The 15,713-nt window shown below is 41.5% G+C and carries 15 protein-coding genes and 1 tRNA gene; 7 read left to right on the top strand and 9 right to left on the bottom strand.

Features of this window, described 5'->3' with window-relative positions; all coding sequences use genetic code 11:
• Positions 1 to 41 precede the first annotated feature (41 nt).
• The 3 genes from J2X69_RS12220 (at position 42) to J2X69_RS12210 (ending at position 3,000) form a co-directional block, all read left to right on the top strand.
• Positions 42 to 611, top strand: a complete 570-nt coding sequence (locus J2X69_RS12220) for a YqgE/AlgH family protein (RefSeq protein WP_310103628.1) — start codon at positions 42 to 44, stop codon at positions 609 to 611.
• 48 nt (positions 612 to 659) lie between these two features.
• A complete protein-coding gene (locus J2X69_RS12215; RefSeq protein WP_310103626.1) occupies positions 660 to 2,828 on the top strand; it encodes a DUF349 domain-containing protein in 2,169 nt (722 codons plus the stop codon).
• Between the two features lie 99 nt (positions 2,829 to 2,927).
• A tRNA-Thr gene (locus J2X69_RS12210) sits at positions 2,928 to 3,000 on the top strand.
• A 144-nt stretch (positions 3,001 to 3,144) separates the two neighbouring features.
• Here the strand turns inward: J2X69_RS12210 and J2X69_RS12205 are convergent.
• Positions 3,145 to 3,969 (bottom strand): DUF5694 domain-containing protein, encoded by an 825-nt coding sequence (locus J2X69_RS12205; protein WP_310103624.1) that lies wholly within the window; start codon positions 3,967 to 3,969, stop codon positions 3,145 to 3,147.
• Between the two features lie 140 nt (positions 3,970 to 4,109).
• On the opposite strand from J2X69_RS12205, the gene J2X69_RS12200 reads away from it, so the two are divergent.
• Positions 4,110 to 5,147 carry a histidine kinase gene (locus tag J2X69_RS12200; protein WP_310103622.1) on the top strand — a complete coding sequence of 346 codons (1,038 nt, stop codon included), beginning with the start codon at positions 4,110 to 4,112 and terminating at the stop codon, positions 5,145 to 5,147.
• Entirely contained in the window at positions 5,144 to 5,842 is a 699-nt protein-coding gene (locus tag J2X69_RS12195) for a LytTR family DNA-binding domain-containing protein (protein ID WP_310103620.1), read from the top strand. The genes J2X69_RS12200 and J2X69_RS12195 overlap by 4 nt, the downstream gene beginning before the upstream one ends.
• A 251-nt stretch (positions 5,843 to 6,093) precedes the next feature.
• Here J2X69_RS12195 and bioA read toward each other — a convergent pair whose 3' ends face one another.
• The 5 genes from bioA to J2X69_RS12170 all read right to left on the bottom strand — a co-directional run bounded on the left by bioA (position 6,094) and on the right by J2X69_RS12170 (position 10,762).
• Entirely contained in the window at positions 6,094 to 7,365 is a 1,272-nt protein-coding gene (gene bioA, locus J2X69_RS12190; RefSeq protein ID WP_310103618.1) for an adenosylmethionine--8-amino-7-oxononanoate transaminase, read from the bottom strand.
• The gene (gene bioB / locus J2X69_RS12185; protein WP_310103617.1) at positions 7,350 to 8,345 is read right to left on the bottom strand and encodes a biotin synthase BioB; all 996 of its coding nucleotides are present in this window, start codon (positions 8,343 to 8,345) and stop codon (positions 7,350 to 7,352) included. The genes bioA and bioB overlap by 16 nt, the downstream gene beginning before the upstream one ends.
• A gap of 93 nt (positions 8,346 to 8,438) precedes the next feature.
• Positions 8,439 to 9,056, bottom strand: a complete 618-nt coding sequence (gene bioD / locus J2X69_RS12180; RefSeq protein ID WP_310103616.1) for a dethiobiotin synthase — start codon at positions 9,054 to 9,056, stop codon at positions 8,439 to 8,441.
• The gene (locus tag J2X69_RS12175; RefSeq protein ID WP_310103615.1) at positions 9,043 to 10,158 is read right to left on the bottom strand and encodes a pyridoxal phosphate-dependent aminotransferase family protein; all 1,116 of its coding nucleotides are present in this window, start codon (positions 10,156 to 10,158) and stop codon (positions 9,043 to 9,045) included. The genes bioD and J2X69_RS12175 overlap by 14 nt, the downstream gene beginning before the upstream one ends.
• Positions 10,130 to 10,762, bottom strand: coding sequence for a hypothetical protein (locus tag J2X69_RS12170; protein ID WP_310103614.1), 633 nt, complete (start codon positions 10,760 to 10,762; stop codon positions 10,130 to 10,132). Before J2X69_RS12170 ends, J2X69_RS12175 begins: the two co-directional genes overlap by 29 nt.
• A gap of 65 nt (positions 10,763 to 10,827) precedes the next feature.
• Here J2X69_RS12170 and J2X69_RS12165 point away from each other — a divergent pair, with 65 nt between their 5' ends.
• Both J2X69_RS12165 and J2X69_RS12160 read left to right on the top strand, forming a co-directional pair.
• Positions 10,828 to 12,315, top strand: a complete 1,488-nt coding sequence (locus J2X69_RS12165; RefSeq protein ID WP_310103613.1) for a PLP-dependent aminotransferase family protein — start codon at positions 10,828 to 10,830, stop codon at positions 12,313 to 12,315.
• A gap of 255 nt (positions 12,316 to 12,570) precedes the next feature.
• Complete coding sequence (locus J2X69_RS12160; protein ID WP_310103611.1) at positions 12,571 to 12,945, top strand: hypothetical protein; 375 nt, start codon at positions 12,571 to 12,573, stop codon at positions 12,943 to 12,945.
• Positions 12,946 to 13,086: 141 nt separating this feature from the next.
• Here the strand turns inward: J2X69_RS12160 and J2X69_RS12155 are convergent, their stop codons facing one another.
• The 3 genes from J2X69_RS12155 to J2X69_RS12145 form a co-directional block, all read right to left on the bottom strand.
• Positions 13,087 to 13,590, bottom strand: a complete 504-nt coding sequence (locus J2X69_RS12155; protein ID WP_310103609.1) for a c-type cytochrome — start codon at positions 13,588 to 13,590, stop codon at positions 13,087 to 13,089.
• A gap of 67 nt (positions 13,591 to 13,657) precedes the next feature.
• Positions 13,658 to 14,770, bottom strand: coding sequence for a Gfo/Idh/MocA family oxidoreductase (locus tag J2X69_RS12150; protein ID WP_310103607.1), 1,113 nt, complete (start codon positions 14,768 to 14,770; stop codon positions 13,658 to 13,660).
• Positions 14,771 to 14,851: 81 nt separating this feature from the next.
• Positions 14,852 to 15,712 (bottom strand): sugar phosphate isomerase/epimerase, encoded by an 861-nt coding sequence (locus tag J2X69_RS12145; RefSeq protein ID WP_310103763.1) that lies wholly within the window; start codon positions 15,710 to 15,712, stop codon positions 14,852 to 14,854.
• Between the last annotated feature and the right edge of the window lies 1 nt (position 15,713).

Genomic DNA, 15,713 nt, shown 5'->3' with positions numbered 1-15,713 from the left:
TTATGATCTATATTTTTCGAGAATTTAGATTTTAGAGTAGAATGAGTAGAGATGAACAACGTATTCCTAAAGCCGGTGATCTTCTAATTTCCGAGCCATTCTTGCAGGACGAAAATTTCGTTCGTTCTGTGGTTCTGCTTTGTGAGCATTCCGAAGAAGGGAGCTTTGGCCTGATTATAAACAAACCCTCAATCCTTAAATTGGGTGAGCTCGTTGAAGCTTTGGACTTTTTGGACAAAGATGTGTTTGTCGGAGGTCCTGTAGAGCAAAATACCCTGCATTTTATTTATGTAGGTGAAGTGGCCTTGGAAGGAAGTGTTTCGTTGGGACAGAATGTTTGGTGGGGCGGGAATTACGATTCCTTGGTGGAAAAATTAAAGTTAGGATTGATTGACTCGGATTCAGTAAGGTTTTTCTTGGGCTATAGTGGCTGGGGTGCTGAGCAATTGGATGATGAACTTTCCGATAAAACTTGGATTATTTGCCGCGAAAATCTCGATGAGCAAACGTTCAATTTTACACCCGAAGAACTCTGGAAAAACTTACTTAAAAATATGGGCGGGGAGTTTAAAGTAATAGCTAATTATCCGTTAGATCCAAGATTAAATTAGGCAAAATCCCTACTTTTGCCCATATTGCCCCCTAATAGTACTGTTTTTATGACTGAGAAAAGTAATGATTTGTCCGATAAGGATAAGGTGACTCAATCTTCCAATTCTGAGGAGGTAAAGGGTATCGAAAAGGAAATTAATCCTGATGCTAACGAAGAAAGTGTAGCAGGTGAGTCCCATGAACCTAAAGCTGAAGTAGAGCCTTCCAAGGAAGAATCTGCCGAAATTACCTCTGAAGAGGTAAAGGACACCGATAAACTTAAAGAGACTGTTGAAGAACCGGTAGTAGAAGTCACTGAGGAAGAAAGTTCAGCTTCAGAGATAGAGCCCTCCGAACCCGTCAAATCCGAGAAAGAAGAGGAGATAGCTACCGATGATAGTGTAACTGAAGAAGCCCCATCCGAGGGAAAAACAGAAGAAGAGCCCGATTTGACAAAATCGACCGTTGTTGATGTAGCCTCTGAGGAGGAAGAGTCTGATGAAGAGAATGAGGAAGAGCATCATGAAGAAGAGGTTGATGTGACTTCATTGTCTAAGATTGAATTAGTCGCATTGCTGAAGAGTAAGGTCAAACAGGGCAATATTTATAGAATCGATAAGCTTGTTCACATGATTAAAGCCGCTTTCGATGAATTTACGCATAAGGAGAAGGATGAAGCGCTAGAGCGGTTCAAAGCCGATGGTGGAGTAGAAGATGATTTTGACTTCCGTCCAAGTGACGAAGAGAAAGAATTCAACACGTATTATTACGAGTATCGCCATCAGCTTGGAGCGCTACGAAAAGAAGCTGAAAAGCAAAAGGAGACTAACTTGACAGCAAAAACAGAGCTGCTGAACAAACTCCGTGATCTGGTGGACGGGGAGGAGACAACCCTAAGCATGGCGACTATCAAAACTTTGCAGGAAGAATGGAAAAGGATAGGTCACGTTCCACCATCTCAAAACAGAAGTCTCTGGGCTAGTTACAATGCTTTAATGGACCGCTTCTATGACAATAGAAGTATCTATTTTGAACTCAAAGAACTTGATCGCAAGAAAAATCTAGAAAGCAAATTAGAGCTTGTAGGTAAGGCAGAAGCATTGAAAGACGTGAAAGACCTAAAAGATGCTATCAAGTCATTGAATGATCTTCACGAGGAATTTAAGCATATTGGGCCTGTTCCCAGAGATGAGCAGGAAGCTTTGTGGCAGAAGTTCAAAGCTGCTTCTGATGCGGTGTACGATAGGAGAAAGGATTTTTACGAAGGTCAAAAAGAAGTATTCAAAGTAAATCAGGACCAGAAAGAAGCTTTAATTGAAACATTAAAGCCATTTGCTGAATTCAAAGCTGATCGAATTCGTGATTGGAATATCAAGACCAAGGAAATTCTGGATCTTCAGAAGAAATGGGAGAAAATTGGACCTGTACCTAGAGAATCCGGTAAGGATATCAATAAATCTTTCTGGGCTGATTTCAAGCAATTTTTCCATAATAAAAACTTGTTCTTCAAAGAACTCGATGAGATCCGCGCTTCAAATCAGGCCAAAGCAGAGGAGTTGATTACCAAAGCAGAGGAGTTGAAAGATAATACGGACTGGCAGAATACAGCCAATGCGCTGGTGAAGCTGCAACAAGACTGGAAGAAACTTGGGCCTACACCGGAGAAAAGTAGAGATAGTCTTTACAAACGCTTTAAATTAGCCTGTGACACATTCTTTGATAACAGAAGAAACTCCAATAAACAGTCTGAATCTGAGTTTGAAGCAAACCTCGTTAGCAAACAGGCAATCTGTAAGCAACTTACTGATGAAGCTGAAAAAGGGGATGTTTCGGAAGAGACCTTGACTAAACTGGTAGGCGAGTTCAATGATCTCGGTTTTGTGCCGAGAAAAGCCATGAAGGAGATTCAAGCTCAATTCAAAACTGCCGTGGATCTATACTTGGAGAAATTGAGTCCGGACGGAGCAGGGAGAGAAGATTTTCTATTCAGGTTAAACTTGAATAGACTACAGTCTGATCCTAATGCGGTGAAAACGCTTAATAAGAAAGAGCATGGAATCCGTAAGCAAATTTCAGAATTGGAAAACAACATCACCCTGTGGAAAAATAACCTGGAGTTCTTTGCAGCCTCTAAAACTGCGGATAAATTGAAAGATCAGTTCGATCTGAAAATCCAGAAAGCAGAAGAGGAAATTGAAAAATTGAAAAGCAAGCTGTCAATATTAAGAGAGTTTTAAATTTTTCTCACTCAGAATAAGGAAGATAGGTTTTTTCTTTTCTGAGGGTTTGGAGCAAATAAAGTGAACGTCTATATTTGCATCACAATAAGGGAATAAGCCTCCTTAGCTCAGCTGGTAGAGCAACTGACTTGTAATCAGTAGGTCATTGGTTCGATCCCGATAGGAGGCTCAAAAAGGGAAACAGAAATGTTTCCCTTTTTGCATATTAGGGCTGATAAGCCTTTTCCAAAGTCAGCTACACACGGATCAGTCGGAAAACTTGGGGGAATTGAGGATCGGTCCTAAAAGTGGACTTTCCCATTCGGTCATGCCCTCATTTGAGGTAATCGAAGACATTTACCGGATTATATTTCGGGCTTCGTTTTATGAATTCATTGAAAAAGGCAGTGTGGCTGGCACCCATCAGGATAAAGACCCTGTCTTCCTGGGTAAGTTCAATTTGGTTTAAATTGGAATACATCACCAGATTTCGATGATAATATTTGGCAGCTTCATCCGCTCCTTCAGCATTGCCGTTTGTGGAAGAATAGGTCAACATATCCGCATTGACATTGATCAAAAAATCAAGGTAGAGTGGGTTGTTAACCATGGCCAGCCTTTCCCTTAATGACAGGGATCCTCCCTTTGAAGCCAGGTATTTTGTTTCATCTTCCTCCATCATTTCTATGTATTTCAAAAAGGTAGTTGAATCTATGGGGTTTTCAAGTTTGCGGTAGATCATGTAATTATATTCTTCCTTGTAGTCTATTCCATATATTCTTTTCGTATCACTCAAACGGCCGACTTCATAGGCAAGCAATTCGATTTCATTTGGGGCCTCAAATTTCATTTCTGGATTTTCAAGGTATTCCCGGTATAATCTCTCAAGCTTTTCCTGGTAGGCAGGCGTAGTTTCCACCACGATAACAGTTGGTTTAAATTCTGCCAACATCCTGGCAATTTCATGTGCCTGTCGGACATTTTCTTCATTGTGTTCATCAAATTCTGTTGTGCTGGCATCGGGAGTGTAGCCCATATGGAAGGTGCCGAAATTCAAAACAGGCACTGCATCCTCAAATTTGGTTTTGAACCGAATGTCTTGGGCGGAAGTGAAATGCCCGATTAATAAAAATACTGTTGCGATAATGAGCTTTTGCATGGCTGGATAATTTTGATTTTTACAAAAGTTGGGTATGCCATCCAAACAGGAAAATTATATCGACAAACCGGGTGATTTGATCGACGTTCCACCCGGACATACCATGATGAAAGCATTACTTTTATAAAAAAATATCATAGATGTATAAAAAAGCTATATCCACGCCACAAGAAATAGCCATCCACTTATTTTTTTGGCTATTTATGGCTTACCTGAACCTTGTAGAAGTAGATACTTCCAATGGGGATTCTTTGGTCGGATTAAAGGCCGGACTGTTTCATATAACAGGCGCTCTTGTTTTCATACTGACTTTCTACCTCAATTACTTATACCTGTCTCCGTTTACTTTCCGTCCCTTTACCTGGAAAAAAGTTTTGCTTACCGTGGTGGTGCTCTATGCCTTTTTTATTTTGCTGCGGTACCTTGTAGAGCAAGAACTCATGGTGGAGCTCTTTGGCATCGCCAATTATTATGGGGATTTTTCCATGGCTTATTATATTTTTGACAACATCTACTATGGAAGCTTTCCTATCCTGTCCAGCACTTTTTTATGGAGTGTACTATTTGTCATCAGGCTATTACATGAAAACAAGCTGATCATGGAAGAGCAAAAGAATACTGAAATCAAATTTCTAAAGGCCCAGATCAACCCCCATTTTATTTTCAATACGCTGAACAATATCTACGCAATGGTTTACTTCAAATCAGAGCATTCATTGGCTGCTATAGACAGGTTGAGCCAGATCATGCGCTTTACCACTTACGAATCCCAAAAGGAAAGCATCAGGCTTTCGGAAGAAATCAATTATATCAAAGCTTATATCGAACTGGAACAATTACGCCATGGAGAGCAATATCCCGTGAATTTGTATGCTCCCCTAGAGAATTGTACTATTGAAATACCTCCTTATATCTTGTCTCCATTGGTGGAAAATGCCCTGAAACACGGCTTAGCCTCTAAAGAGAATCCGATTGAAATCAAACTTGAAATCATCAGGGACACGTTAAAGTTTACGGTGAAAAACTGCATCTCAGGTAATAAGAAAGATAAATTGGGAGGGGTAGGGCTAGACAATCTTAAAAAGCGATTGGAGATATATTATCCCAAGGCGTATGTAATGAGGCTGACAGATAGGGACAATCTGTTTATTGCCTACCTTGAAATACTGTTGAAATGAAGAAAAAGATCGATTGCATTATACTTGATGATGAACCCTTGGCTGTGGAGCTGATGGGGGATTATGCCAAGAAGATACCGAACATTAGGGTTCATTATGCCGGCAGTGATGTTTTTGCAGCGGTTGAACTGCTTCATCAGACACCTATAGATTTGGTTTTTATCGATATTCAGATGCCGGAGCTGACAGGGATCGAACTGATGCAGATGTTCAATGCCAATCACCATTTCATTGTCACCTCTGCCTATCAGGAATATGCACTGGATGCTTTTCAATTTAATGTGATTGATTTTTTATTGAAACCGGTCACCTTTCAGCGGTTTTACCAAAGTTTGAAGAAGTACAGCAGTTGGTTGGATAAATTTAAATTTAAGGATAATGCTCACTATTTATTCATAAAAGCTGATCGTAAACTCTATAAGATAGATACCGGTTCGATCCAATATATCGAAGGAATCAAGGATTACATTAAAATACATACAGACGAAGAGCAGTTTATGTTTTTGGAAAACATGAAGGATATGCTCGAAAAACTCCCTGTCAATTATTTTGTCAGAATACACCGGTCCTATATTATCCCGCTAAATAAGATCAAGGTGGTGGAGGGAAACCAGATCAAACTGGTCAATGGCCAGTGTTTGCCTATAGGAGAGACGTATAAAAATTTGGTAAAGGAATGGTCTAAGGGGGGCTAGTGTCAGGCATGGTCGATGATTTAAAACTCTATGTCCCCTTAGACTTGAGAATAATTGAATAGAATTCCAGCAGGTAACAACAACGGTTTTGTTGCCTGCAAAGCACAGTTGCACGCTGTGGCGTGAACAACGAAATCGCTGTTGCACTGCCTGCTCCAATTTTTTCGATCAGCTTTTCGTGGATGTGATACTGCATACCCTGACCTATGAATCGTTTCAGGGAGTCCAGGTTGGGCGAAAACTGGAAGACTTCAGCCTAATCCTTCCATTACATCAAGGATGCATTGATAAACATAGTCCAAATCTTCCTCAGAGATACAATAGGGTGGGACCAGGTAAATAATATTTCCCAAAGGACGGATCAATACATTTCGCTGTAAAAAGAAATCATACAAAAAGATTTGGACATCATTGAAATATGAAGTTTCCTTAGTTGTTTTCAATTCGATTGCCAAGATAGTTCCACATTGCCTTGCTATTAAATCGGCAGCATGGTTAGTAAGCTTATCAATAAATACAGAATGCTGATGACAGATGCGAATGATATTCTGTTGGGTGGATTCCAGTAACAAAAGATCCAAACTGGCCAATGCCGCACTGCATGCCAATGGGCTGGCCGTGAATGAGTGTCCATGAAACAACGCCTTGGTTTTATCATCCGAATAGAAAGCATCGAATATTTCCTGAGTGCAGGTAGTCATTCCCAAAGGCATTGTTCCCCCGGTTAATCCCTTCGAGAAGCACATTACATCGGGTTTGGCTGTCAGGTGGTCAGCCGCAAATAATTTGCCTGTACGCCCAAATCCTACAAATATCTCATCTTGTATAAGGAGAATATTTTTTAGGCGGCAATAGTGCATGAGCTCAGATAAATCTTCTGCACCATGCATCAACATTCCTCCGGCTCCCTGAACTAATGGCTCATATATAAAGCAGGTCAATTCTGCGGCATGTTCATCTATAAAGTCCTTTAATCCGCCTAAATTTTCTTTCGTTGGGGTATCAATAAACAAAACTTCAAAAAGAAGTCCCCCGAAAGGAGCAGTCCATATTCCTCTACCGCTAACAGACATAGCACCGAATGTGTCGCCATGATATCCCTTGTGGAACGCTAGTATCTTATTCTTGCGAATACCACGGTTATGATTGTACTGAATACACATTTTTAATGCTACCTCTACCGCAGTAGAACCATTGTCGGTATAAAATACTTTTTGCTGGTTATCCGGGAGTAAGCGCAGTATACGTTCAGAAAGCTTAATGGCAGGCATATGGGTAAAGCCTGCAAAAATCACCTGTTCCAATGTTCCTAGCTGCTCAGAGACTTTTTGAGCAATATAGGGATGGGCATGTCCGTGTAAAGTAACCCACCAGGAAGAAATTACATCAATATACCGTGTGCCATTTGCATCAACTAGATAAGTTCCCTCTCCCTTCATGATGGGAATGTGCCTGGCGTTCTTCATTTGTGTATAAGGATGCCAATTGACTTGAGCATCCCGTTGAATCAATTCGTGTTGCATGACTCGGCTTTTTTGTTTGCCATCGGCTTTAGTCCCAAGTTTCGTAACATTTGCATATCCTCAGAAACACCCGGATTTGGCGTAACCAAAAGTTGTTCCCTTTCTCCTGTGAAGATGGAATTTGCACCGGCCATAAAGCACCAGGCTTGTTCTGCCTCGCTCATCTCAATACGCCCGGCACTTAACCGAACCATAGAAGCCGGCATCGCTATGCGGGCAGTGGCTATCATACGGACCATATCCCAGATGTCTACTTTAGCATTATTTTCCAGTGGTGTTCCCTGTACCCTGGCTAATGCGTTAATGGGTACAGACTCTGGGTGTTTTTCCATAGTTGCTAGGGTACGCAGCATTGAAATACGATCTTCGTTAGACTCACCTAATCCGATGATTCCTCCTGAGCAAACAGTAATACCCGCTTTCCTTACATTGTTAATCGTATTGATACGATTGTCAAACTTTCTGGTGGATATAATCCGGTCATAATAATCTTCAGAAGTATCCAAATTATGGTTGTAGGCATACAATCCGGCTTCCTGCAATCGCTGCGCCTGGCTTTCACTCAACATACCCAAGGTGCAGCATACTTCTAGACCCAGTGCATTGACACCTTTTACCATTTCGAGAATTCTGTCAAAATCACTGTTATCCCGAACCTCTCTCCAGGCAGCAGCCATACAGAAACGTGATGATCCACTGTTTTTTGCTTTTTCCGCTTGGGCTATCACCGTCTCGGTGGGCAATAGTGCCTGAACCTTAATATTGGTATGGTAGCGCGCGGCCTGTCCGCAGTAAGAGCAATCTTCGGGACAACCACCTGTTTTTACCGACAGCAAAGTTGAGATCTGTACCTCATTGGCCTTATGCCATGCTCTGTGTACAGATGCGGCTTCATAAATCAGTTCCAATAAAGGTTTGTTGTATAGATCCAACAATTCCTCTTTGGTCCAGTCGTAACGCAGTATTTTTTGTATGCTCATTTGTTTTAATAGTACTTTATGTATATCCGATTTTCTATCCCTATTTTATATTATAACTATAGTTTTCAATCTTTCCCATAAGAAAAAATCCATCTATCCGGTTAAATATGAAACAGTGTTATCAATACTTTCTTTGTTTATCTGATCAATCTCAGGGAGTTCCAATAGTTTTACTTCGGCAGGAATATGTTTCTTTATAATTTCTTTTGTGGCCTGATTAAAAGTGCCATTAAATACCACATAAGCGATAGGTATATTTCGGTATTGTAATGCCTGCACAGACAGGATAGTATGGTTTATACAACCCAGATAGTCACGCACAACCAGAACTGCCGGAAGCCGGAACTGTTCTATCAAGTCAATTAGAAAAGAATGGTTATTGAGAGGAACAAACAACCCTCCAGCCCCCTCAACTACAAGGCTGTTTTGGATTTGGGGCAATTCAAAATCGCTCAGATTGATAGAAATGTTTTCAGATGCGGCGGCCTGGTGGGGAGACGCAGGAAGCTGTAAACAATATCTTTCGGGATGAACAATTAAATGCCGGTCAATCAAGGTTCTGACGAACATACTGTCCGACTGATGAAGATCCCCGGCCTGTATGGGTTTCCAGTAAGTAGCCTGAAGGTATTGCGTAAGGATGGCCGACACTACAGTTTTGCCCACGCCGGTTCCGATACCTGTGATAAATAAATTTCTATCGGTACTCATAGTTGCTGATGATTGAACAAAGTCTGTCTATTTCCTGATTTGAATTAAAGAGGTGCAAGCAGATGCGCAAACGTTCATCGCCCTGTTTGACGGTAGGGGAAAATACAGCGTACGTTTGCATGTTGGTTTTGGCTAATTCCTGAACCGCCTTCCTCAATTGATCCGTAGAAGTAAATTGGATGGCTTGGATAGGACTGTCATCCTGAGAAATCTTCGATAATTGGTGTGCTCTGAAATAACGGATTCGCTCTTGAAGGACTATGGCCAATTCCGTATGTTTGTCGACATACTGATATGCTGCCTGAATACTTTCGTACTGTATATCAGACATTGCTGTGGAGTAGATGAAGGGAGAAGCAAAGTTGATAAGGTATTCCTTTAGCACAAAACTCCCCAAAATAGCGGCTCCTTGTACGCCCATAGCTTTACCATAGGTTACCACAGTGGCCAGTACTTTATTTTGGACTTGGGCACTATGAACCAGCCCTTTCCCAAATGTCCCTAGGGCATGTGCTTCATCCACAATCAACCCGGCACCGTATTTTTGTGCCAAATCGGCTATTGCATTCAATGGAGCAAAATCTCCGTCCATTGAGTATAGGCTTTCAATAGCAATAAGGATTTTCCCTTTACTTTTTTTTAACAACTCTTCGAGATGTTCCGTGTCATTGTGACGGAATTTCAATCTTTTGGCCTTGGAAATCAGGCAACCGTCATAGACGGATCTATGCACAAGTTCATCAAGCAGAATCGTATCGTGTCGCCCCACTACACATGAAAAAAGGGCAATATTTGCACTATATCCGGAAGAAAACAGCAAAGCTGCATCTACTTGATGTAATGAGGCAATGTAGCCCTCTGTATCCCTCGCTAACTGGGAGTTGCCGCTAATCAGCCGGGAACCTGTAGATCCGGTGAGGCACCTCGGGTTTTTCCCAATAATGCCTAAAAGCATTTGTGGGAAATCGCTGTTGGAAGATAGGCCTAAGTAATCGTTGGAATAAAAATCTATCCTGTTTCCGACAGGTCTCAATTGACGGAGATTTCCCTGATCTCTTCTTTTCGCAAGACAATTAGACCAATGTTCCTCTAACGCTTTCATTGGCTAAAACTTCTCGTGAGATAACGCTAAACCATTCGTCAAACAGACTGTTTTCAATACCCATCATATGGCTTGCATGCTGCTCCCAATTCTGGTCAAAACGCTCCAACATAGCCGTCATTTCTTCCAGATGACCTTCCTCTTCCAGAATAATTGATTTTACCGTTATTCTTGACTGTTGTTCAGTCAAGACCTCTTGATAGATAGGGTAGAGTAGGTCGGCCCGTATTTCAATGGCATAGGTGACAAACAGATACGATGCGTATTTTAGATCTTTACCCAGTAATCCGAATTGATCTTTCAGGTATCGACTGCATTTAATGTCTAAATTTTGGAGATATTGTTTGGTATGAAGGGGGGCCAGTAATTCAAAGGAATGATAATGCTCACAGGCATTAAAATTCAGTTTTTGAATCTGCTTTTTAAGATAATAGGCATGGCGATGCTCTTCCGCAGCATGCTTTAGCTGAGTGATATCTACAGTTTCCGGATGCTCGCACTCTGAAATTTTCCTTGCCCCTGCATTTTCCATATAAGACAGCGTATTGAGCCATCTTGCGTGTACAGGTTCATTTAAAACAATCTTATACAGTATGTCTTTCATTTTTTTCTCCTTTCGGGCAAATGTAATACCTTGCCGGAAGGTTTGAAGGTACCGGTTTGCACATCATGAATAGTCCGGTTGAAATCCCCTATAAAAGTTTAATTCAGATAGACCGTCTGCCGGGCGAATTTGTTTATATACAGATAGCCAATCAGCTGATACAGGCTATTCAGTACGGCAGTTTGCCTCCAGGCACCAAACTGCCCGGTACAAGAGCATTATGTGCGCTGCTGAATGTACATCGTAATACCGTATCTGCGGTCTATGAAGAACTGTTTGCACAGGGATGGGTAGAAGTGAAGCCCAATAAAGGAACTTTCGTCATTTCCCAACTACCTACAGTGATTCGACAACCTGACCTGATAAAACCCTATCCATCGTCTACCCGATTTGATTTCAAAATCAGTAATTTGTTGGATAGCCCTTTTGAACAGGTATATTCTGACTATATTTTTAATGACGGTACTCCGGATATTCGGCTCACGCAGATTGAAGACCTGTCTAGGTTCTACAGCGCCAATATGAAGCGCAAAAGCAACCAAAATAAGATGAGCTACCACAATCAGGAAGGAAGCAGGTATTTCAAGGAACAACTGACTCATTATCTAAATCTTTCCAGGGGACTCAGCATTTCGGTGGATAATCTGCTGATAACAAGAAGTAATGAGATGAGTTTGTACATCATCTCTGAGATCATTCTGCAGGCAAATGACTATGTAGTGGTCGGAAGTCTAAGTTACTTTTCCGCCAATATGATTTTCCAAAAAAACAATGCGCATATAGTAACAGTGCCGGTAGATGAGGGAGGTCTAAATACAACAGCTTTACGGAATCTTTGTGAACGCCATCCCATTCGTATGGTTTACGTGACCCCACATCACCACTATCCGACTACCGTCAGCTTAAAGGCCCAAAGGCGCATGGCTTTATTGCAGTTGGCAATGGAATTTGGGTTTGTTATTGTCGAGGATGATCACGACTATGATTTTCATTATAACAAACAACCCTTACTGCCACTTGCTACAGCTGATACGGAAGGCTTGGTTATATATGTAGGCTCCTTTGGTAAATCACTGGCTCCTGGATTTCGGACAGGATTTATCGTTGCCCCGGAAAATCTGATGAGAGAGATGCGTAAACATCTTGGCGTTATTGACCGTCAGGGGGATGTGCTAATGGAGCAGGCTTTGGGTGAAATGATTGAGGAAGGTGTTATTCGCCGGCATCTGAAACGCTCACTAAAGATTTATAGAGAACGTAGAAATTTTATGGCCGACTTGCTAAAGAACGAACTGGGAGAGCATGTACAGTTTCAGCAACCATCAGGAGGACTTGCTTTTTGGGTTGTTTTCAACAAAGCGGTAAACTTAATGCAACTGAAACTTCAGTGTGAGAAAAACAACCTGTTTATTCCCAAAACCCTACTTTATCAAAACAGGAATTTAACGGCTATGCGGATAGGCTTTGGACACTTAAATGAAGAAGAAATGCTAAAAAGCATTGCAATCTTGAAACAGTCAATAGAGAGTGTGGGGGCAATCACAGGAAACTAGTGGAGAAAATCCCAACTAGAGAACCAGGCTATGGCTGACCCGAAAGGTTGGATTTAAACCTGAAATAGACTATTACGAAACCCAATGCATAATCAGGATTAAATGTTTAAACTGGCAGCTCATTCCATTATCATAGAAAACTTGGATTCATTGAAATAGGGGATTAGAAGAGAGCTGAAAAAAAAAGTATCCAAAATTTGAGAATTCAGAGATTTTACGCTTATTGTATCAGTTTAAAACAATAACCCTAAAATCATGAAGAAGAGAATTACAGTTTTATTCAGCCTGGTCCTTTTGATGACCATGAACTTTGCTTTTACCACTTTCAATCCAAGTCCGGAATATTTCGAGGGTAAGTGGAGTGTGTTGATTAAAGGGACTCCTCAAGGAGATGCTACTATTCCCATGAGATTTGAAACAAAGGACGGCAAGACTACAGGGTACTTTACTGAAGAGGGAGATACGGAAGAGAAGAAAATGAGTTCTACTACCATCAGCGGAGATGTGGTCAACAGCTCTTTTAACATCAGTGGATATGATGTAACGCTATCCCTGAAAAAAGTGGATGATGATCATGCCAATGGAGACCTGATGGGCATGTTTGATGCTGAAGGCACTAGAGTCAAGTAGGCGATACAATTTAAATCAATAGTAAAAGTTGTTAATAACCCAATCTATAGAAATGAAAAAAGGTGGCAGAACGTTCTGCCACCTTTTTTAGTTTTGTAACCCAATCTATTTTACTAATTTTTAATTTCTTCTTCTGCGCTTTTAGAGACTTAGAATATAGCTAACCATATCTTTAGCGTCTTCTTCACTCAGGGAAGGATGGGGCGCCATAGCTGCTTCTCCCCATACTCCGGCTCCTCCATTAATTACCTTACCGGCAAGTTTGGCTACATTTTCTTCATTATTTTGGTATTCTGCCGCAATTTCCAAAAATGAAGGGCCTATTACCTTTCTGTCCATCATATGGCAGGACATACAATCTGAGTTTTCCATTTTCACTTTACCGCTAGCTGCTACACTCTCCCCACCTTCCACTACTTCTTCTGTGGGTTTCGGATCAGCAGTTGCCGGTTTTTGTACACTCTTAGGCGTAGTCGCCATTACTACTTCCTCTTCAGCAGAGTTTCCTCCGCCACCGCAGGAGAAAAAGGCGATAGCTAATACTACGATAGCTGACTTTGATAGGTTTGTAATTTTCATTCTGTTGTTATTAATATCCAGACGGTAAATTTCAATAAACCGGAAACCGTTTAGAAGATTAATCATGATTTTTCACATTTTTTTGGAAAGTGGATTGGAGACATATGCTCCAATCCACTTAAGCCTGTTTTATTTATCTCAAAGTGAATTCCGGTAAAGGAATGATTTTTCCACCTTCCATTGCTGATTCATGTGCTAATATACCTACGCACGTGATGTTGGCAGACTGCTTGGCATCAGGGTAGGGAGCGCGCTCCTCACTTAATGCATTCAGAAATTCATTTACCAAATGAGGATGGGATCCACCATGTCCTGAACCCTGAATAAAGGATAAGTGCTGATTGTCATCTCCATCATATACACCCGCTGTAGTGAATTGTGCAATTTCTTCAGGAAGCAAATGTCCATAATCAGGAATTTTCACTTTCTCAGGACTTTCGCCTGTATGGATTACGGAGTCTTCGTGCTCAATAAGTGTCCACTCAAAAGACTTCTTAGAACCATATACGTCAAAGCTTTCTCTGTATTGTCTTGCGGTGTTGAAAAGTGATCTTGTCACCTCAGCAGCCAAGTCGGAATCTTTGAATTTGATATGGCAAGTCTCGATGGCGAAAGGCGATCCGTACTTTGGAATCAAGTCCTCGTCAATACGTCCTGAACCAAGGCAGGACACATACTCAGCCTGTGCCTTCGGTAAAGCCAATACAGGTCCTACACAGTGCGTGGCATAGTGCATAGGAGGGAGGCCTTCCCAATACCCTGGCCAGCCTGCCATTTCCTGCTGATGTGAAGCACGCAGGAACTGGATTTTGCCCAATTCACCTTTCTCATACATTTCCTTTACAAAAAGAAATTCACGGCTGTAGATGACCGTCTCCATCATCATATAAGTAAGGCCTGTTCTCTGGACTTCCTCTACGATAGCTTTGCAGTCTTCCACAGATGTAGCCATAGGAACAGTACAAGCTACGTGTTTGCCTGCTCTAAGCGCTTTTAGCGATTGCTCAGCATGATTTTGAATAGGGGTATTGATATGAACTGCATCCACATTGGGATCTTTCAGCAATTCATCGTAGTCTGTATATACTTTCTCTATGCCAAAAGCTTTGCCGATCTCTTCGGCTTTTTCTTTATTTCTCTGGCAGATTGCATACATATTTGCCAGCTTATGCTTTTGATAAATTGGAATAAACTCTGCGCCAAATCCAAGGCCTATTATGGCGATGTTGAATGGTTTCTTACTCATTATTTTCTATTTCAAGGGTTAAAAAAGGTTTTTTAGTTATTATATCAGAAAACTTCAGATTTTTTATTGTTGCTTTCTGACTTATTCGGCAGCCCATTTTTTAAGGAATTCCAGTCCTTCTTTGGCAAAGCCATCCTGGGAGGGTACCAAGGGTTTCCAGATACACACTGCGCCTGCAAGTTCTTTCACGTCAGGAGTGAAACTTTCTATCGATACCACACCTTTGTAATTGATCGCTTCCAGGCCTCTTTTGTAGGCGTCCCAGCGGGTCTGACCTGTACCGGGGGTTCCACGATAGTTTTCTGATACTTGGAAATGAATCAATTTGTCACCTGCACGTCGGATAGCCGCTTCCACATCCGGCTCTTCTATATTCATATGAAAACCATCCAATATCACCTTTGCCTCAGGCTCATTGATGTCTGAAATCAATTGCATGAGTTCTTCGCAGGTATTGATCAAGTCTGTCTCGAATCTGTTCAATGTTTCCAGGGCGATATCCAGACCGGATTTTCTCGCATTTTCACATACAATCCGAAGATTTGTGACTGCGCGATTCCATTCTACTTTCTTTTGCTCAGGTGAAACTAACCGGGCTTTCCCTACTGCGGAATACATTGGACCTGCCACAAATTTTGCCCCTAGTCCGGCTGCTATCTCAAAGCAGGAATTCAGGTAATCAAAACTCGTTTTATGAAAGCTGGGATCTTCATTGGTCAGATCCCGGCTGGTGCCAAATGCCCCGCAAATAACTGCCTCAAGGCCGTTATCTGCGAGAGCCTGTTTTACCTCATTTACATTAATCAATGCTGGGTCTTCCACGGGGATTTCCACTACATCGTATCCGAATCCCTTGATTTTGGGAAGTAAGGAGAGTGTTTCTTTCGAAAACGGGGAAGTCCAAAGCCAGGTGCTTACCCCAAATTTTACCTCTAATGCCATC

It is taken from the genome of Algoriphagus sp. 4150, assembly GCF_031457395.1.
GTDB lineage: Bacteria > Bacteroidota > Bacteroidia > Cytophagales > Cyclobacteriaceae > Algoriphagus.
Note: the sequence above shows the minus strand (reverse complement) of the source record. Positions and strands in the feature narration are given on the sequence as shown.